This window comes from Streptomyces sp. NPDC002564, assembly GCF_042889645.1.
Taxonomy (GTDB): domain Bacteria; phylum Actinomycetota; class Actinomycetes; order Streptomycetales; family Streptomycetaceae; genus Streptomyces.
This window is the reverse complement of the sequence record NZ_JBIARE010000002.1, coordinates 766,515-784,720: the sequence shown is the minus strand read 5'-3', so window position 1 is coordinate 784,720 and position 18,206 is coordinate 766,515. Positions and strand designations below refer to the sequence as shown.

At 71.7% G+C, this 18,206-nt stretch carries 15 protein-coding genes; 8 read left to right on the top strand and 7 right to left on the bottom strand.

All coding sequences use genetic code 11. From position 1 onward, the window contains the following. Window positions 1-257: 257 nt before the first annotated feature. The 4 genes from ACFYXE_RS09760 to ACFYXE_RS09745 all read right to left on the bottom strand — a co-directional run bounded on the left by ACFYXE_RS09760 (window position 258) and on the right by ACFYXE_RS09745 (window position 6,926). Entirely contained in the window at window positions 258-611 is a 354-nt protein-coding gene (locus ACFYXE_RS09760) for a hypothetical protein (RefSeq protein ID WP_389310742.1), read from the bottom strand. 634 nt (window positions 612-1,245) lie between these two features. Then, window positions 1,246-2,001, bottom strand: a complete 756-nt coding sequence (locus ACFYXE_RS09755; RefSeq protein WP_389310740.1) for a thioesterase II family protein — start codon at window positions 1,999-2,001, stop codon at window positions 1,246-1,248. After that, window positions 1,998-5,399, bottom strand: a complete 3,402-nt coding sequence (locus tag ACFYXE_RS09750) for an amino acid adenylation domain-containing protein (protein ID WP_389310738.1) — start codon at window positions 5,397-5,399, stop codon at window positions 1,998-2,000. Before ACFYXE_RS09750 ends, ACFYXE_RS09755 begins: the two co-directional genes overlap by 4 nt. Window positions 5,400-5,618: 219 nt before the next feature. Next, window positions 5,619-6,926: an aspartate aminotransferase family protein gene (locus tag ACFYXE_RS09745; protein WP_389311407.1), complete on the bottom strand. Its 1,308-nt coding sequence runs from the start codon at window positions 6,924-6,926 to the stop codon at window positions 5,619-5,621. Window positions 6,927-7,241: 315 nt separating this feature from the next. Here ACFYXE_RS09745 and ACFYXE_RS09740 point away from each other — a divergent pair, with 315 nt between their 5' ends. The 3 genes from ACFYXE_RS09740 to ACFYXE_RS09730 all read left to right on the top strand — a co-directional run bounded on the left by ACFYXE_RS09740 (window position 7,242) and on the right by ACFYXE_RS09730 (window position 9,084). Beyond that, complete coding sequence (locus tag ACFYXE_RS09740; protein WP_389310736.1) at window positions 7,242-7,721, top strand: nuclear transport factor 2 family protein; 480 nt, start codon at window positions 7,242-7,244, stop codon at window positions 7,719-7,721. A gap of 149 nt (window positions 7,722-7,870) precedes the next feature. After that, window positions 7,871-8,401 carry a hypothetical protein gene (locus tag ACFYXE_RS09735; RefSeq protein WP_389310734.1) on the top strand — a complete coding sequence of 177 codons (531 nt, stop codon included), beginning with the start codon at window positions 7,871-7,873 and terminating at the stop codon, window positions 8,399-8,401. Continuing rightward, the gene (locus tag ACFYXE_RS09730; protein ID WP_389310732.1) at window positions 8,398-9,084 is read left to right on the top strand and encodes an AMP-binding protein; all 687 of its coding nucleotides are present in this window, start codon (window positions 8,398-8,400) and stop codon (window positions 9,082-9,084) included. The genes ACFYXE_RS09735 and ACFYXE_RS09730 overlap by 4 nt, the downstream gene beginning before the upstream one ends. A gap of 78 nt (window positions 9,085-9,162) precedes the next feature. On the opposite strand, the gene ACFYXE_RS09725 is transcribed toward ACFYXE_RS09730, so the two are convergent. Next, window positions 9,163-9,882, bottom strand: coding sequence for a helix-turn-helix domain-containing protein (locus tag ACFYXE_RS09725; protein ID WP_389310730.1), 720 nt, complete (start codon window positions 9,880-9,882; stop codon window positions 9,163-9,165). Between the two features lie 127 nt (window positions 9,883-10,009). On the opposite strand from ACFYXE_RS09725, the gene ACFYXE_RS09720 reads away from it, so the two are divergent. Further along, window positions 10,010-11,086 (top strand): 4,5-dihydroxyphthalate decarboxylase, encoded by a 1,077-nt coding sequence (locus ACFYXE_RS09720; protein ID WP_389310728.1) that lies wholly within the window; start codon window positions 10,010-10,012, stop codon window positions 11,084-11,086. A 69-nt stretch (window positions 11,087-11,155) separates the two neighbouring features. Here the strand turns inward: ACFYXE_RS09720 and ACFYXE_RS09715 are convergent, their stop codons facing one another. Continuing rightward, entirely contained in the window at window positions 11,156-11,719 is a 564-nt protein-coding gene (locus ACFYXE_RS09715; RefSeq protein ID WP_389310726.1) for a dihydrofolate reductase family protein, read from the bottom strand. Window positions 11,720-11,931: 212 nt separating this feature from the next. On the opposite strand from ACFYXE_RS09715, the gene ACFYXE_RS09710 reads away from it, so the two are divergent. The 3 genes from ACFYXE_RS09710 (at window position 11,932) to ACFYXE_RS09700 (ending at window position 15,695) form a co-directional block, all read left to right on the top strand. Next, complete coding sequence (locus ACFYXE_RS09710) at window positions 11,932-12,684, top strand: GntR family transcriptional regulator (protein ID WP_361164676.1); 753 nt, start codon at window positions 11,932-11,934, stop codon at window positions 12,682-12,684. 63 nt (window positions 12,685-12,747) lie between these two features. Beyond that, entirely contained in the window at window positions 12,748-13,860 is a 1,113-nt protein-coding gene (gene trpS, locus ACFYXE_RS09705) for a tryptophan--tRNA ligase (protein WP_389310724.1), read from the top strand. Next, on the top strand, window positions 13,857-15,695 hold the full coding sequence (locus ACFYXE_RS09700; RefSeq protein ID WP_389310722.1) for an FUSC family protein: 1,839 nt from the start codon (window positions 13,857-13,859) through the stop codon (window positions 15,693-15,695). Before trpS ends, ACFYXE_RS09700 begins: the two co-directional genes overlap by 4 nt. Window positions 15,696-15,850: 155 nt before the next feature. On the opposite strand, the gene ACFYXE_RS09695 is transcribed toward ACFYXE_RS09700, so the two are convergent. Then, window positions 15,851-17,443, bottom strand: a complete 1,593-nt coding sequence (locus tag ACFYXE_RS09695) for a hypothetical protein (RefSeq protein ID WP_389310720.1) — start codon at window positions 17,441-17,443, stop codon at window positions 15,851-15,853. A 222-nt stretch (window positions 17,444-17,665) separates the two neighbouring features. Here ACFYXE_RS09695 and ACFYXE_RS09690 point away from each other — a divergent pair, with 222 nt between their 5' ends. Continuing rightward, the gene (locus tag ACFYXE_RS09690) at window positions 17,666-18,175 is read left to right on the top strand and encodes a nucleoside deaminase (RefSeq protein ID WP_389310718.1); all 510 of its coding nucleotides are present in this window, start codon (window positions 17,666-17,668) and stop codon (window positions 18,173-18,175) included. The last annotated feature ends 31 nt before the right edge of the window (window positions 18,176-18,206 follow it).

Here is an 18,206-nt window from a genome sequence, read left to right as displayed (position 1 = left end):
TTGCGTGTGGCCATCCGGAAGCGGGTGACCACACGGCGTCACAGGCAGGTCAGCTGGGGAAGAAGGAAGAAGAGGCACAGCAGGCGTCGTCGGGCGCTAGGGGGAGAGTTCCGCGATCTGGCTGCCTACCTGGTCCTGGGTCATGGCCCCGGTCCACACACGCAGTTTGGCCAGGTCACCCGGCAGGTAGTGCCCGGTCGTGCCGTTCGCCGAGCCGCGTCCGACGGTGAGGGCGCCGTCGCCCTGCTGAGGTGTGTTCAGGCCAGCATGCCGGAACCATCGCCGCCGCCGGAGAACGACAGGTCCACCACCGCCGACTTCGGGCCGACCGTCCCGTCCGAGCGCTTTTCGAGGGTGACGTCGATGTCCTGCCATTCCCCGCCCCCGGTCCGGGCGCGCTGCGGCTCGGTGGCCTGCGTGATGACGAAGGTGCCATCGGGGTTGGCCATCGTGGTGGTGTACTCGGAGCGCTCGGCGGTCACCTCGACCGGCTCCCCCGATGCCACTGCCCGTTCAGAGGCGGTTTGTTCGGTGACTGCGGCCGTCTGCGGGTTGGCCGGGGTCACCTCGGTCACCGCATGCGCCACCGACGGCAGCAACGAAAGCAGCATTGCAGCTGCAGCCGTGCATCCGATCACCCGACGCGATCCCGATCTTCGGCTACCGGCATAGCGGTGCCCCCGACCCAACCCCATAGTCCCCACCCCAGAGTCACAAGTTCTTCACAGGATGGGTGAGTTAACGCTTCGCCGCATTCTTGCGTCAAGGTGAACTGGATCACAAATTGCGCCTACGGCCAGGGGGCGAGCAGGGGAAATGGCAGTGAGTGACCGAAGTGTGACGACCACTCAAGCTGGGCCTTTGACTACGTAGCGTGTTGCTGCCGGATCGTCCGGTGCAGGAAACACGCCAATCGCCGGCGCTCGACATGCGGCCACAGGAATCGCTGTGATGCTCTCAAACTTTGCGTTGTTGCACAGGATTTGCCCACTCCACTGCTCACGCGAACCGTTACATACACCAACACAAACCAGACAGAGGCAGAGTGGCCGCAGAGCCCATAGTCCAGTTCGGTGACTTTCCGTAAGACGCACCGGGCCCCGCACAACGCTGTCGCCCCGACCGCATCCAAATACAGGACGGGCTTCTTCCTGTATTAGCCGCTGCGCCGCGGTCAGGCCGGGCCGCCCGCTCAGAGGGTGGGCGGGCGGCGGCACAGACTGGACCTCCTTCAGCCGCCCCCGGTCACGGGCGCGTGTCGCGGAGTGCGGACAGGATGCGGTTCGCCTGTCCGTAGCAGGCGAAGTGGTCGCCCGGCAGGCTGACGTGCCGCATCTCGGCCTCGGTGAACCGCCCCCAGTCCATGACGGCGTCCTCGTCCATGTCGGGGTCGTCCTTGTTGGACAGGACCGTGATGGGGACGTCCAGAGGTTGGGGACCTCGCGCGTACGACGTCAGCAGGGCGAGGTCGTCCTCCAGCGTGCGGACCGCCGCGCGGTGCAGCTCCGGGTCGGGGCTCTCACCGTCCTCCCGCAGCCACCGCACGTCGGGGCCCTGGTCCTCCTGGGCGGCTTGCGCTGCCGCGCCGTCCGGGGGCGGGCTGCCGGACGCGATGAGGCGGGTGGGGGCGGGGAGCCCGAGGCGGACGACCTGACGGGCCGTCTCGTAGGCGACGACGGCGCCCATGCTGTGGCCGAACAGCGTGTACGGCTTGTCCGCCATCCACTGCAGGGCGAGGGCAATGTGCTGGGCCAGTTCCGGCAGGGTGCCGGGGAGTTCGTCGTCGGTGCGGTCCTCCCGGCCCGGGTACTGGACGGCCCAGAGTTCGGGGCCGTCGTCCCAGTCGGCGAGCCAGGCCCGGAAGACGCTGGCGCTGCCGCCGGCATGGGGCAGGCAGATCAGGCGGGTGTCGGCGTCGGGCCGGTCGTCGAGCCGTCGCAGCCAGGCCGCGTAGGGGGCGTTGACGGTCGGGGAGCCGGGATTCGGGGCGGCGGCGGTCATCGCGCTTCCTTCGGGGTGTGTCCGTCGCTGGAGTCGCGGCGGTCGGCGGTGTCGCCGTCGGCAGCTTCCGTCGAGGAGGACGGTGAACTCTTCTTCTCCATCCGGTCGATGTGCTCGGCCATGCCGGTCAGCGTCGGGGAGCGCAGGACCGCCCGCAGCTTGAAGCCGCTGCCGAAACGCCGCCGGACCTCGCTGGTCAGCTTGGCCGCTAGCAGGCTGTTCCCGCCGATGTCGAAGAAGTTGTCGTGCCGTGAGGCGACCTGCGAGGAGAGGACGTCGCCCCACACCTTCGCCAGTTCCTGCTCGGTGCCTTCCGCGGGCGGCTCCTGCGGGGTCCCGGCGCGTTCGGGCAGGGCCCACGAGGCGAGGGCCTTGCGGTCCACCTTTCCGTTGCTGCCCAGCGGGAGGTCGGTGAGCAGGAAGTAGTCGGCGGGCCGCGCGTACTCCGCGAGGCGCTCGGCGGCCGCGCTCTTCACCTCGTCCAGGTCCGGCTCGGTGCCCTCGGGCACGACGTAGGCGACGAGGCGGCGCTGTGCGCCCTCCCCGGCGACGACGGCGATGCAGCGGGCGACGGAGTCGTGGGCGGCGACGGCCGACTCGATCTCGCCGAGTTCGATCCGGTACCCGTTGATCTTCACCTGGTGGTCGGTGCGGCCCAGGAACTCCAGGACGCCGTCGTCCCGGTAGCGCCCCAGATCGCCGGTGCGGTACCAGCGCTCGCCCTCGTGCTCGACGAAGTGCTCGGCGGTGCGCTCCGGGTCGTTGACGTACCCGTCGGCGACGCCCGCGCCGCCGATCCACAGCTCGCCCGCGACCCACTCGGGACAGTCGTGCCACCCGGGGTCGGCGACGCGGTAGGTCTGGTTGCCGAGCGGGCGTCCGTACGGGATCGACACCCAGGCGGGATCGACGTCGTCGACCTCGAAGTAGTTGGAGTAGACGGCGCCTTCGGTCGCTCCCCCGCAGGCCACGAACCTGCACTCGGGCAGCAGGGCGTGCAGGCGGCCGGGCAAGTCGAGGCCGATCCAGTCGCCGCCGGTCATCGCGACCCGCAGCGTCCGCGGCGGGGTGTCGTTCTCCGCGGTGCTGATCAGCATGTCGAGGAGGACGGGGACGGAATCCCACACGGTGACGCCGTGCCGGTCCATCAGGCTCAGCCACTGGTGGGGGTCGCGGCGGTCGTCGGCCTCGGGCACGGCGACGGCGCCGCCGGCGGTGAGGGGACCGAAGATCTCGTAGACGGAGAGGTCGAAGTCCAGTGAGGAGATGAGGATGCCGCGGTCTTCGGGGCCGACGTCCCAGCGGGCGTTGATGTCCTCGATCGTGTTGACCACGGACCGGTGGGAGACCTGGACGCCCTTGGGCGTGCCCGTGGACCCCGAGGTGAAGATGATGTAGGCGGGGGTGTCCATGGGCACCTGGACCGGGGCGTCCAGGGGGTCCGTGTCCCGGGCGTCGGCGAGCGTCAGCACGAGCGGCTGTCCGTCGGACCGACCGTCGGCGCTCCCGTCGGGGGTCCCGCCGGGGCTCCCCTCTGGATTCTCCTCGGTGGGCTCGCCGGTACCTGCGGACGCTTCGGAGGTCCCGCCGGGGTCCTCTCCGGTGGGCTCGCCGGTACCGGCGGACGCCTCGGCGGGGTCGTCCTGGATCACGTACCGGATGCGGGCCGTTTCGTGGATGCTGTCGCGGCGGGTCCCCGGCTGCTCGGGGCTGACCGGCACGTAACAGCCGCCCGCGGCCAGGACGCCGAGGACCGCGCGGATCTGGTCCATGCCCGAGGTGAGGGTGACGGCCACCGGCTCGCCGTCGCGCAGGCCCCGGGCGCGGAGGAGCCCGGCAAGGCGCAGGGCGCTGTCGGCCACCTCTTCGCGGGACAGCTCGCCGTCCAGGCCGAGGAGCGCCGGTGCCGCCGGGTCCGCGTCGGCGTGCGCGAAGAACGGCTGGTGCAGCAGGTGTTCGGGGGTCTGAACGCGCGTGTCGTTCGCGTCGTCGCGGGTGGCGCGCTGAGCGGTCGTGAGCCCCAGCGGGACGTCCGCCGACCAGTCCTGTCCGGCGAGGGCGGCCAGCAGCTCGTCGCAGTAGTCCGTCATGCCCTCGTGCAGGCCCGGCGGGAAGAGGTCCGTCACGACGTCCCAGGCGAGCCGCCGCCCACCGCGGTACTCGTACGCGATGCAGTCCAGCCACACCTGGGGCGTCTGCGACTGCATCCAGCCCACCGTGCCCAGCGCGGACTCGAACACCTCGTCGACCCACGGCTCGCCCGTCAGCGAGGTGTACACGACCCCGAGGGACGGAAGCCGCTCGCCGTTCTCCTTGGCCAGTGCCTGCACGTCGGGCAGCGAAGGCGCCCGCGCCCCCCGCTCCAGGGCGGCCCACCGGTCCTCCACCCGTCCGACCAGGTCCGCCAGCGTGGTGGGGCCCGCGAGGTCGAGCGGAAGGATGGTCAGCCGGGTGAAGTCGCCTACGGTCTCCCGCAGTCCGGAGTTCCCGAGGCGGTCGAACACGGGCAGGTTGAGCAGGAAGCCGGAGTTCTCGCTCCACCGGGCCAGGGTCTGCGCGAAGGCGGCGAGGAGTACGGAGTCGGGGTCGATGTCGTGCGCCGCGGCCCGCCGGGTGATGTGCTCCCAGCGCTCGGCGCTCACTGTGACGTTGCGCCGCTCGAAGGCGGGGGCGTCGATGGTCTGCGGGTCCGCGGTGAGCGGCAGCCGGGGGGAGCTGAACTCGACTTCGTCGAACAGCTCTCGGCCGGGCACCTGGCGTTCGGCGCCGTGTTCGTCCTGGCCGTTCTGGCCGTTCTGGCCGTCTTGGTCGTCCCGGTCGTCCCGGTCGTCCCCGGACCGTGCCGCGTCGCGCCGGTGGTCCGCGTAGCGCCCGGTGGGGGCACGGCCGGCGGTGCCGGTGTACAGGGCGGCGAGGTCGGCGAGCAGGAGCCGGATGCTGGGCGGGTCGGCGGCCAGCAGGTCGACGTCGACGTGCAGCCGGGTGGCGCCCTCGGGCAGGAGGGACAACCGGAGGTCGAGCACCTCGCCCCGGGCGACGTCCAGTTTCTGCGTCGACATCTCCGTGCGGATGTCGGCCAGCGAGGCGTCCCGGGCCTCCGGAGCGCTCTCCGTACAGTCGTTGGTCACCAGGCGACACGTCGGCGGACTTCCCTCGTGCGCGCCCTGCGCGTCGTCGGGGAAACGGGCCGACAGCATCGGGTGACGGTCCTGCAGCTCTTCTAACGCCGCGGCGAGCGCGGGCGCGTCGACCCCGGAGCCGTCGAACTCGAAGTACATGTGGCAGGCGGTGTCGCCCAACGGCTGCTCGTCCTGGCGTCCGATGCGGTACGAGGTCTGCACGGAACTCAGGGGGAACGAGGCGGCCGTGGCGGGCGGGGTGGGGGTGTCGATCGACATGGCGGATCCTTTCTTCGCGTCTTGTCTGCGCGCCTTGTGGGCGCGCCTTGTGTGCGTGCCTTGTCTCGGCGCCTTGTCTGGGCGCCTTGTATGCGCGTCTTATGTGCGTGCCTTCGCAGTGGTGCTGCTGCGGTGCGGTGGTCAGGTGAAGCGGTCGACTGAAGCGGTCAGGTGAAGCGAACAGGTGAAGCGGTCGGCTGAGGTGGGCAGTTGAGGCGATCAGTTAAGAGAGGGCGTGGGGAGCGCCGGGGCGCCCTCACCGCCCGGTACGTCGTCGACCGCGGCGGCGATGATGTCGGCCGCCTGCCGTACCTCGGCAGCGGTGACGGTGAGCGGCGGCATGATCCGCAGGCAGTTCTTGAACGCTCCGCCGAGCCCCACCAGAAGGCCGCGGTGACGGCACCGCTCCTGGACGCGCAGGGCGCGTGACACGTCCGGTTCCCGGCTCAGCGGGTCGACGAACTCGACCGCCATCAGCAGTCCCGTGCCGCGCACGTGGCCGACACCGGGGTCCTTCAGCTTCATGTCGAGCGTCTCGCGCAGCAGCCGGCCCATGGTCAGGGCGTGTGCGGGCAGGTCGTGGGCGTCGACGTAGTCCAGGGTGGCGAGCGCGGCCGCGCAGGCCAGCGGATTGCCGCCGAAGGTGGAGACGGACGCGCCGGGCAGGCTCGTCATCACCTCGCGCCGCCCCACGACCCCGCCCAGCGGGAAGCCGCTGCCGACCCCCTTGGCGAAGACCAGCAGGTCGGGCGTCACGTCGTGCCACTGGTAGCCCCAGTAGCGCCCGGTGCGTCCCCACCCGGTCTGGACCTCGTCGGCGATCAGCAGGATGTCGTGCTGTTCGAGGACGTCCGCGTACGCGCGCAACTGCCCCGGGACCAGTGGGACGGCGCCGGCCACCCCCTGGACCGGCTCGACCAGCATGGCCGCGGTCCGTTCGGGGGTCCCGGTGGCGATGATCTCCTGCAGGTCCTCCGCGCAGGCCTCGGCGTACGCCGCGTCGTCCAGGCCAGCCAGCCCGCCGTTCCGCTTGTCGCCGCTGCGGGCGTAGGCGACGCGGAGCGGGGTGAATCCCTGGGCCTGCCAGGCGCGGTCGCCGGTGACCGACAGGGCCCCGAACGACCGCCCGTGGTAGGCGTACCGCAGGGCGATGACCTGCTGGCTCCGTCGGAACTGGGTGGCCAGCAGCAGCGCCGTCTCGACCGCGTCGGAACCGGAGGTCGTGAAGAACACGACGGGATCGTCGATGCCGGAGGCGGCGGCGATCCGCTCCGCCAAGTCGATCTGCTCACGCACCAGATAGAACGTCGACGAATGCACGATGCCGGTCCGCATTTTCCGCTCGACTGCCTCGCGAATTTCCGGCACGTCGTAGCCAAGGGTATTCACGGCGACGCCTGCGTAAAAATCAAGGTAATCCCGTCCGTCGGCCCCGCGGACCGTACGGCCCGAGCCCGATTCGATCTCCAACGGCTCGTCATAGAAGAGGGGGACCCACGGCGGCAAAACGGCGCGGTGACGGTCCATGAGGTCGGAGATTTCCATCCCAAAAAGCTATCGATGCCAACTGTGCAGGTCAACCGGGCGCATAGGGGCGCACGTTGCATCACGCACCGAGTCGTCGACTGCTTCGAATACGCCGCGTGCGCCGGTACTTGAACGGGTATCCGAAACGATTCGACCGACCCATAAGTGCAGTACGAATATGTCACCGGCGAAAATTTACACTGCGCCACGTTCTGGTCAATGCCACATGCATCCAGAATCGGAAATTGGATTGCCGCGGGGTTTCATCGGTCGACTCCGGGTAACCGCAGAACGACAACCCTCAGAAAGGTCGCCATGACTCGCACATGCGAAATCCGCAGGCCGCTGTTCCAGCTGCTCGGCGAACTGGACACGGTGGACAAGTTCTTCGAGCAGGTATCCGACGACGTCAAGTGGACGATGGTGGGCCGGCATCCGCTGGCCGGCGCGTACCAGAACAAGCGGGACTTCCTCGACGGGACGCTGGAGCAGATCCGGGCCCGCTCCGGCGGCCTCCGCTTCGACCTCAAGCAGATGTACGGCACCGACTCCGAGGTCATCGTGGTCATGGAGGGCATCGCCACCGCCACGGACGGCGAGCCCTACGACCCGTTCTACGTGTGGCTGTGCCGCTTCGAGGGCGACACCATCGTGGAGGTGCAGGCCTACGTGGACACGCGGGTGGTGACCGGAATCATCGACCGCGTACCGGTGGCGGGCGAATCCCCCACCTCGGCCGCCGCACAGGCCGAGGCGCGCAGGACCCGGGTGCCCGGGCCGCTGCACCGCTCCTGAGACGACCAGGGCCAGGGGCTGTCCGCCGCACCGGTCCACACCGGTCCGCACCGATGGGTGCGGGTCCGCGTCGACGCACGCCGACCGGTCCCCGCCCCCGGATGCCAGGACAGCCCCGGCCGCCGACCCGGATCCGGAGCGACGAGCCCATGCAGACCACCTCCCTTGCGGACCACCCCCACACGGCCGCGGCACCCGACCGACTCGCCCGGCGCCTCCGCAGACTCCAGGGTCTCGACCCGCACGGCATCGGGCTCATCGCCTACCGCCTCTGTCTGGAACGGGACGATCCCGCGTCCCTGCGCACCCTCGGCGATGTCCTCATCCACCTGCGCCGGTTCGGCCTGGAAACCTTCGACCCGTCGGCGTACCAGGCCCATCGGCGCCTGTGCGCGGAGGAGGAGGCCGCGCGGCCACACCCCCCGTACCCCACCGGCCTCGGGCTGTTCCGGGTCGGCGAGCCCGTCGTCGTGACGGGCGAGCCGCACCGCGCCTTCGTCGTCCACCGGGTCTTCGCCGCAGGCCACGAGGACCTGCACCCCGCCCCGTGGTACGTCACCGTCGCGCACCGGCCCGCGCTCTGCCGGGCCCACGGCGCCGACGAGTTGGAGCCTCCGCCGGACGGCCCCCGTCCGGCCCGCCGCCCGCCGGGCCCGCGCGAACCCGTATGCCCGGCATGACCGCCCGCCTGCCCCACCGCGCCTTCCTCGCGCTGGCCGGCGCCCAGCCCAACCGCTCGGCGCTGCACGGCACGTACATCCGACTGTCGGCGGGCGAGCTGGCCCATCAGGCGCTCCAGACGGCCACGGTGCTCGCGGAGCGGGGCATCAGCCTCGGGGACGCCGTCGGCGTCAGCATCCACGATCCCGCCCGGTGCATCCCCGCCGTCCTCGGCGTCCTGGTCGCCGGGGCCTGCTGCATCCCCCTGACGGAGGGCCTGCCCGCACGACGCCGCCAGAGTCTGCTCTGCAACCACGGCGCCCGCGTGCTGCTGACCGATCGCCCCCAGCCCCGGACCTCCACCACGACCGACCCCACGCCCCTGCACGGGGACGATCCCTACGACGTCGCGCCCACGTGGAGCGTCGCCCAACTCCCGCTCGTGCTCTGCCGCGGCGCCGAACCCCTGCGCCTCACGCCCGCCCGCCGACCGGGCCGCATCGCCTGGATCTACCCGCCGGAGAGGCGGCCCGCCGACCCCGCGCAGATCCTCACGCACCGGGACGTGGCGAGGGCGGCCGAACGCCTCACGGCGCGGCGGGACCGCCCCCGTCAGGTGCGGCTGCTCATCCCCAACTCCTCGCCCCTGTGGCCGTATGCCGTGCTACCCGCCCTCGCGAACGGCATCCCGCTGCTGACCTGACGTCCGGTCACGACCGCGGCCGACGGGACGGACCCGCGTGGTGCCCGAGCCGGGCCTCGGCGGCGGGCGACAGCAGGGTCAGCGCGGGGACAGCAGCACCCGGACCGCCTGCGTGAACGCCGTCGTGTCGACGGGGCCGAAGGCGATGCGCTGCAGCAAGTAGCCGTGCAGCAGCGCCATCACGACGCGGGCGGCGCCGGCGGCGTCGAGGTCGGCGGGCACCGTGCCGCTCCGCTGCCCGCGCCGGAGGATCGCGGCGAGGTCGTCCAGCGCGCCCGCCACACCCTCGGCGGCCCGGTCCGCGATGTCGCCGCCGCGCAGGATCTCCCCCCAGGTCTGCACCGCGCAGCGCAGGAGTTCGTCGAGGGGCACCTCGTTTCCGGCGGCGTCGACCGGCCGGGTCCGGTCGAGGTTGTCGACGGTGGCGGCGATCAGGTCGGCCACGGAGGCGGCTGCGCCTCGGCCGCCCTGGTCGTCCTGGTCGTCCTGGTCTTCGTGGTCTTCTCGGTCTTCTCGGTGGCCCTGGTGGTTCCGGCCGTTCCGGCCGTTCCGGTCGTCCTCATCGTGCAGGCGCTGCACGGGGCTGAAGATGACGGCGAAGGCGTCCTGGGCTACGGCGACGATCAGGTCGTCCTTGCCCGAGAAGTACCGGTAGGCGGCCCCGACCGCGACCTGCGCCTCGGCCGCGATGGCGGGCATGGACGTCTGGTGGAAACCGTCACGGGAGAAGCAGCGGCGAGCGGCGGCGACGATCACCGCCCGGTTCGCGGACCGTCGTTCCGGCGTGATGCGCGGCATGCGTCCTCCTGGTCGGCCCGATCGGCGGGCACTCAAAGTGAATGATGATTCGCCTTGACGGCCCGCGTCAAACGGTCGACTCTTAAGTGAATGGTCATTCGCTGTAGACCGACCGAGGAGGCAAGCCATGCAAGCCGCACGAGCCGGACAGAGCACACGGGCCGGACAGAGCGCACGATCCGAACAGGCCGCACGAGCCGGGCAGGCCGCGAGCGGACGCGCGATACGCGTCGGCGTCTTCCCGTACGAGCACACCCAGCCGCTGCTCACCGGCGAGGTCACCGTCGAAGGCGTGACGGCCACGGTGGAGGGGGCACCGATCGTCTCGGACGTCTTTCAGCGGGCGGTGCGGGGCGACTTCGACGTCGCCGAGCTGGGGTTGACCTACTTCCTGCGGACCTGGGACACGGAACAGCGGCCGTTCACCGCACTCCCGGTGTTCCCCAACCGCAACTTCCGCCACTCGGCCATCTTCGTCAACACCGACAGCGGCATCGAGCGGCCCGAGGACCTCACGGGTAAGCGCATCGGGGAGTTCGCCCTGTACGGGAGCGACCCCGGCGTGTGGGACAAGGGCATCCTCGCCGACGAGTTCGGGGTGCGCTGGGAGGAGTGCTCGTGGGTCGTCGGAGGCACCAACTCCCCGCTGCCGGCGTTCGATTGGATCCCCTCGCCGACGCCCGCCGGGCTCGACGTCCGCCACCTCGACGACGGCCGGACCCTGGGCGCGCTCCTGGAGGAGGGCGAGATCGACGCGCTGATCTCCGTCGACGTACCGCGGGCCGTGCGCGACGGGTCACCGCGGGTCGCGCGCCTCTTCCCCGACTACGAGAGCACCGAGCGGGACTACTACCGGCGCACCGGCATCTTCCCGCCGATGCACCTGGTGGCCGTCGACCGGGAACTCGCCACTGACGACGCCCTGACGACGGCGGTGTACGAAGCGTTCCGCACCGCCAAGGCGCAGGTGGAACAGCGCTACGTGGACGGCGCGGTCAAGCAGCACATGGGACTGATCACCCCGTGGTTCAGCAGCCTCTTCGAGCGCAACCGCCGCCTCCTGGGCGACGACTGGTGGCCGTACGGCGTGCGCCGCAACCGCGAGGCCGTCGACACGTTCCTGCGCTACCACTACGAGCAGGGGCTGTCGAAGACGCTGCTCACCATCGACGACATCGTCGCCCCGGCGCTGCTCGACACGTGACCGCCGTCCGACCGCCGCCTGACCGGCAGCGGACCGGCGTCGGACCGGCGCCGGACCCGCGGGGATCCGCTAGCGCACCACCCGGTACCGGAGGTGGACGACATCGGACCCGAAGGTGCGGCTCTCGACGAGTTCGAGGTTCACCCGGCGCTCGGCCCGGGGGAAGAACGGGATGCCGCCGCCCACCAGGACCGGAAGGACGCGCACCCGGTACTCGTCGATGAGGTCCAGCTCGGCCGCCTCGGCGGCCAGCGTCGCCCCGCCGATCGCGATGCCTCCCTCCCCCGGCCCGGCCCGCAGCCTCGCGACCTCCTCGGCCAGTCCGCCGGACGCCAGACGGGCGGTGCCCCGCACCTCCGACAGCGTGGTGGAGAACACCACCTTGGGGAGCGCGTTCCAGAGGGCGGCCCACTCCCGTTGGTCGGCGTCGACCGACGCGTCCTCGCCGACCGTCTCCCAGTACAGCATCGTCTCGTACAGCCGACGCCCCAGCAGGTGGACGCCGGCCTCGCGGGTCTCCTCGATCCAGGACCGGAAGACCTCCTCGTCGGGATCCGTCCAGTCGAAGGTGCCGTCCGGGCCGACGATGTAGCCGTCGAGAGAGACGTTCATCGAGTAGGTCACGTCGCGCATCGGGAGTCCTCTCCGGCGATGGGCTCCAGCCCCGGGCGCCGCACTCGCGTCGAGTGATACGGGTGGTGAGTTATGACAATTATGTCCAGTTTGGTACTTTTTGATGTGTACCAGATGTGGACCAGATGGTACCGCCGCCGGGTCTGCCCGAGCGTGCGTATGGGCGCGCCCCCCGGCGGGCCCGTGCGGTCACCCGAGGAAGGAGCGCGCCCATGCCCGGTCCGCCGCGGCTCGACCCCGTGGCCGCCGACGGCGCCCAGCCGCCGTACGTGCTGGCCCAGCAGTCCCTGGCGCACGCCATCGCCACCGGCTCGCTCGCACCCGGGCAGCGGCTGCCGTCGGAGCGGTATCTGTGCGAGCAGCTCGGCATCAGCCGCGGGACCCTGCGCCGGACCCTGACGGGCCTGCGGCAGCAGGGTCTGGTCGAGTCCTCGCCGCGCCGGGGCTGGGAGGTGACGCAGGTCGGCTTCACGCACTCCGCGGACTCCGCCGCGCTGATCAGCTTCACCGACGTCAACCGCCGCCTGGGCCGGACCGTCGCCTCGCGGGTGCTGCGCGCCCGCACGCGCCGGGCGACCTCGGCGGAGGCGGAGTCCCTCGGGCTCGACACGGGGGCGCCGCTCTTCGAGCTGCGCAGGGTGCGCTTCCTGGACGGACTGCCGATCTGCCTCTCCCACGACCTGATCCCCGCCTCCCTCGCGCCCGGCATCGACCGGCAGGACTTCACCACCGCGTCGCTCCTCGGCTTCCTCGCCGGAAGCGGTCATGCACCGACCCGCGCCCGCTACACCGCGCGCGCCGCGTTCGCCGACGACGAGGAGGCGGCCCACCTGGACCTGACCGCACCGGCCCCGGTCCTGCGCACCACCCGCCTGTCCTACGACGCCGCGGGCACCGCCTGCGCCGACAACCGCGAGACCTACCGCGCCGACCGCCACGAGCTGCGGCTCACGCTCGGCCACTGACCCCCGCCCCCGCACACCCCGGACCGCACCCCGGCCCCGGCAGCACGACACACGGAGTCCCCCATGACCACCGAGAACAGCTCCCCCGACGTCCAGGAGGGAGCCGCCGTGCCGGGCCCCGGCATCGACACCACGCTGGCGCGGCGCCGCAGCGCGGAGCTGGAGCAGCGGCTGCGGGACGATCCGGGCCGTTTCCGCGTGCTGACCGGCGACCGGCCCACCGGGCGGCTGCACCTCGGCCACTACTTCGGCACGCTGCAGAACCGGGTGCGGCTCCAGGACCTCGGCGTGGAGACCTTCGTGCTGGTCGCCGACTACCAGGTCCTCACCGACCGGGACGTGGCCGAGCACCTGGCCGAGCACGTCGAGGACCTCGTCCTGGACTATCTGGCGTGCGGCATCGACCCCGAGCGCTCCACGATCTTCACGCACAGTGCCCTGCCCGCCCTGAACCAGCTCCTGCTGCCCTTCCTCTCCCTGGTCTCGGTCGCCGAACTGCGCCGCAATCCGACGGTCAAGGACGAGATCGCACACTCGCGGCAGGCGGCGGTGAGCGGCCTGATGTTCACGTACCCCGTGCACCAGGCGGCGGACATCCTGTTCTGCAAGGCCGACCTCGTCCCGGTGGGCCAGGACCAGTTGCCGCACCTGGAGGTCACCCGCACGGTGGCGCGCCGCTTCAACGACCGCTACGCCGCCGGGAATCCGGTCTTCCCCGAACCGGATGCCCTGCTCTCCGAAGCACCCCTGCTGCTCGGCACCGACGGCACCAAGATGAGCAAGTCCCGCGCGAACGCCGTCGCCCTGGCCGCCACCGCGGACGAGACCGCCGCCCTGATCAGGCGGGCGAAGACCGACGCGACGCGGCGCATCACCTACGACCCGGCCGCCCGCCCCGAGGTGTCCAGCCTGGTCCTGCTCGCCGCGCTCTGCCAGGGCCGGGACCCGCACGCGGTCGCCGAGGAGATCGGTGACGCGGGCGCGGCGGCACTGAAGCGGACGGCCACCGAAGCGGTCAACGACCACTTCGCCCCGCTGCGCGCCCGCCGCCAGGAGTACGCGCGGGACCGGACGTACCTGCGCAAGGTGCTGCAGGCCGGCAACGAACGGGCCGCGGTGATCGCCGAGTCCACGCTCGACGAGGTCAGGGCCGCCATGGGCACCCGGTACCGGTGAGCGGCCTGCCGGGCTGGGTGCGGCACACCGCCCGGGTACGGCCGGTGCCGGTGGACCGTGCGCTGGTCGCCCGGGGTGCGCTGGGCATGCTGGTGCCCCTCGCGCTCGGCCAGGCGGCCGGGCGGCCCGACCTCGGTGCGGCCGCGGCGCTCGGTGCGTACGGCGCCGCCGTCGACGACAGCGCCGCACCCTGGCGCACCCGTGCCCTGGTCCTGGTGCTGCCCCAGTTCGGCGGGGCGCTCGGCCTCGCGCTCGGCGGGCTGACCGGCGGCCGGGCCTGGGCGCAGATCCTGCTGGTCGCCGCGGTCGCCCTGGTCTCCGGCCTGCTTTCGGCCGTCGGCCGGGTGAGCGACGTGGCCGCGCTGGTGCTCCTCCTCGCCACCGTCATGGGTCTGGGCCTGCCCACCGGGCCGCCCTGGTGGCAGGTCCCTGCGCTGTTCCTCGTCGGCGGCCTGCCCCTCGTGCTGCTCTCGCTCGCCGACGCGCTGCGCCGCCCGGGCAGGGCCGAGCGGTACGCGGTCGCCGAGGCGGTGCGGGCCGTCGCGGACCTCGTGGACGCCGACGACGCCACCTGGGCGGAGCGGCGGCACGCCGTCACGCGGGCCATGGACACGGCCCACGAGGCGGTCGTGGCCCGCCGTGTCACGCCGCCGCGTGCGGGCACGGGACCGGCCCGGCTGGCCGGTCACCTCGACGCCCTGGTCGCGGTGATCGCCGCGACACCCGCACCGGGCATGGGCCTGCCCGCGCGGCCCGGCACGGGCCCGCGCGCGAACGAGGCGCAGGTGCTGCGGCGCATCGCCGACGCCGTCGAGACGGGCACCGCCCCGTCCGTCGCGCCCGAGCAGGCGCCTCGGGACACCGACGTCCTGCAGCGCGCCGTCACCGTCCTCGCGGGGACCCTCACCGCACCGCCGGGCGGCCCCCTACCCCGCATTGCACTCCCGCCCGCTCCTCTGCGGCGCCTGACCGGCGCGACGACCGCCGTGCTCCGCAATCCGGTCGCGTGGGGCTCCGCGCTGCGCCTGGCGACCTGCATGGCCGTCGCGCAGGCCGTCGCCTGGTGGAGCGGCCTGCCCCACTCGGGCTGGCTGGCGCTCACCGTCGCCCTCGTGGTGCGGCCCACGCTCGGCACCGTGCCGGCCCGTCTGCTGCTGCGCGCCCTCGGCACCACCGCGGGAGTCCTCATCGGCCTCGCCGCGATCACCGTGCTCCCCGCGGGCTGGTGGCGCATCGCCGCCCTGGTCGTCCTGACGGGCCTGCTCCAGGCGTACGCCCGCCGCTCCTACGCCCTGCAGACCCTCTTCCTCACCCCGGTCATGGTCCTGCTCGCCGACCCGCTGGGGCAGGTCGGCTCCGCCGTCCCCGAGGCGCGTCTGCTGGACACCGCCGTCGGCTGCGCGCTCGCCTTCGTCCTCGGCCATCTGCTGTGGCCCGAGAACACCCGCGCCCGGGTGCCGCACCGGCTGGCCACCGCGCACGACACCGTCGCCGCCTACGCCGAACAGTTCCTCCGCCACCCCGACGACCGCCACGCACTCGACACCCTGCGCCGCCACGTCCATCGCGACCTGGACGCCGTCGACACGGAACTGGCCCGCCTGCGCACGGACCCGCGCCACGCGAAGTCCCTGTCCGCCTGGCGCGCCGAACTCGCCTACGCGCAGGATGCGATGCGGCGCCTGGGCACCGCCGCGGCCCTGTCCGACGACCGGCCCGACCCCCGCGCGGCCGGGGAGACCCGCGACCTCGCCGTCACCCTCCGCCGAAGGGCGACGAACCTGCGGTCCGCAGGACCCAAGGGTGACGCGTCGCCCTCAACGGAGGCCCGTTGAAGGGCTGACGGGCCGTCGGGCTCCTGGCCGCGTACGGCAAAGGCGGCCCCGTCCGTCCGGGGGGGCCGCCTCGTCCGCGTGCCGGGCACGCGGGTGCGGGGGTTCAGTACGCGGAGCTCAGGACGCGCGGCCCGGTGCTCGGAGCACCGCCTCCGCTAGCGGACGTCGACGTAGTCCTCGGTCCCGTAGTCCGCGTAGTGGGTGGAGACCGTGTCGGTGTAGCGCATCTGCCACGTGCCGTCCCGCTCCGCGGTGAACTTCTTGCTGAACGAGCCGTCGCTCAGCGTCTTGGTGCTGCCGAGCTCCTTCCACGCGGAACCGGCGGTCGCGGCCTTGAACCAGACGCGGACCTTCTGGCCGGCGTACGGCCGCCAGGTCGAGCCCGGCTTGCGCATGAGGCCGCCCTTGGCGGTGAGCGTGGTGCCCTTGCGGACGCCCTCGGGCGAGACGCCGTCGTTCCAGATCTTCGTGTACGTGCGGCCGAGCTTGGACGTCGCGCCGTTCACACCCGGGCCGACCAGGCGGAGCCGCCATTCGGCGCCGGAGTCGGCCTTCTTCGGCGAGGACGCCGAGAAGGAGGCGCCGTAGGTGGCCTCGAACGTGCCGGTGCTCGCCCAGGAACCGCCCGTCGGACGACGGTCGATGGACACCGTCGCCTTGGTGCCCGCCGGGTACGAGCCCTGCGTGACGCCGAGCTTGCCGGTGAAGGTGACCTCGCGGTACTTGCTCACCTTGGCCTGCACGTCCGACAGCTTGCTCGTGCGCGGCGGCGTGGCCAGCGTGAAGGTGTGCGGGGCCGGCGCCGTGAACCAGTTTGAATCGGTCGTCCGGACGCTCACCTCGCCGCCCTGCTTGACGGCGTACCCCCGGGAGAAGGTGCCGTTCGCGCCGCTGACCACGGTGTCCGAGGCCCCGATCCGCAGCTCGGTGGCGAACGGCTTCTCGGTGCCGTCGTCGGCGATCCGGGTCACCTTGCCCCGGACGGGGATCTCGCTGCCGTACGGCGCGGTGACCGTGCCGGTCGGGGCGTCGACCTCGAGCTTCAGCGCCTGCTTGCGGAACGGCAGGCTGAGCGACTCGTACTGCTGGTCGAACATGTACTCAAAGGTGGTGGCGGTGCTGTACTCGTCGAAGTACTCGGACGACGTGAAGCGACCCGCCTCGTCCGTCCACACCCATCCCTCGCCGTGGCTCTCCCGGGCCCGGTGGTACATGCCCACCCCGGCGAACGGCTTCACCTCGTGGGTCTTGGGGTCCTCGGCCACCAAGGATCCGGAGACCTTGATGTTCGCGTTGTCGTAGGAGATCCACGGGCGGTTGCTGCTGAGGGTCAGCTTGGGGTTCAGACCGTAGTTGAGGTATCCGGTCCCGCGCTGGACGACCTCGTTCGGCTGTCCCTCCCGCGCCACGACGTCGATCACGTAGGCGCCCATGGCCGGCAGGGTGACCGGGCCGGACCGGAAGGTGTCCTCGTAGCAGTCGCTCGTCCCGGGGCACGCGTCGGTGCCGTCGAGGCGCAGGCTGGCGAGGACCTCGCTGTCCCCCCGCGCGTGGATCTTCAGAGTGACGTCCTCCGGACGGAAGTGCGAGGACATGTGCTCGTAGCCGGCGTAGACCTTGTCCCCCTCGAGCACGGTCTCCGTACGACTGCGGGCGCCGCCGTCGCCCGCGTGCGCCCCGGGCGCGACAGTCAGTGTGGCGGCGCAGGTCACCAGGCCTGTGGCCAGCACCGCCGTGAACTTCTTCAAGACTCCCCCATCGGGCTCTTACCGTTCATGTCGCGCATATGACCCGCGGGGTTGGCGAATGGTTGTGCGATTCTCGGCACATGTCGATCACCCGGCCGCAGGTGTCGGAATAGATGTCATCTATGACAGTTATGTTCACTGCATATTGGACACTATAGATGCAGCTCATCCACCCTGGAGGAGTCAAAGGCACCGACCCATCGACACCACCGGAGGCATCTCATGGACTTCGCGCAGCGCACCGTCGACCTGGCCCGCCAGAACGTGCTGGACGGCGGCCGCCCCTTCGCCACGGTCATCGTCAAGGACGGCGAGATCATCGCCGAGGCCGCCAACCAGGTCGCCCAGACCCACGACCCGACGGCCCACGCGGAGGTGCTCGCCATCCGTGACGCGTGCACCCGGCTCGGCACCGAGCACCTGACGGGCACCACGATCTACGTACTCGCCCAGCCGTGCCCGATGTGCCTGGGAGCCCTCTACTACTGCTCGCCCGACGAGGTCGTCTTCGTCACGACCCGCGACGCCTACGAGCCGCACTACGTCGACGACCGCAAGTACTTCGAACTGGGCACCTTCTACGAGGAGTTCGCCAAGCCGTGGCAGGAGCGCCGGATGCCGATGCGGCACGACCCGCGCGAGGGGGCCGTCGACGTCTACCGCCTGTGGCAGGACCGCAACGGCGGGGACCGCCGGGTGCCGGGCGCGCCCGCTTCCGACAGCGAGCACTGAGCACGGCACGCCCTTCCCCCGGCAGAGGTCG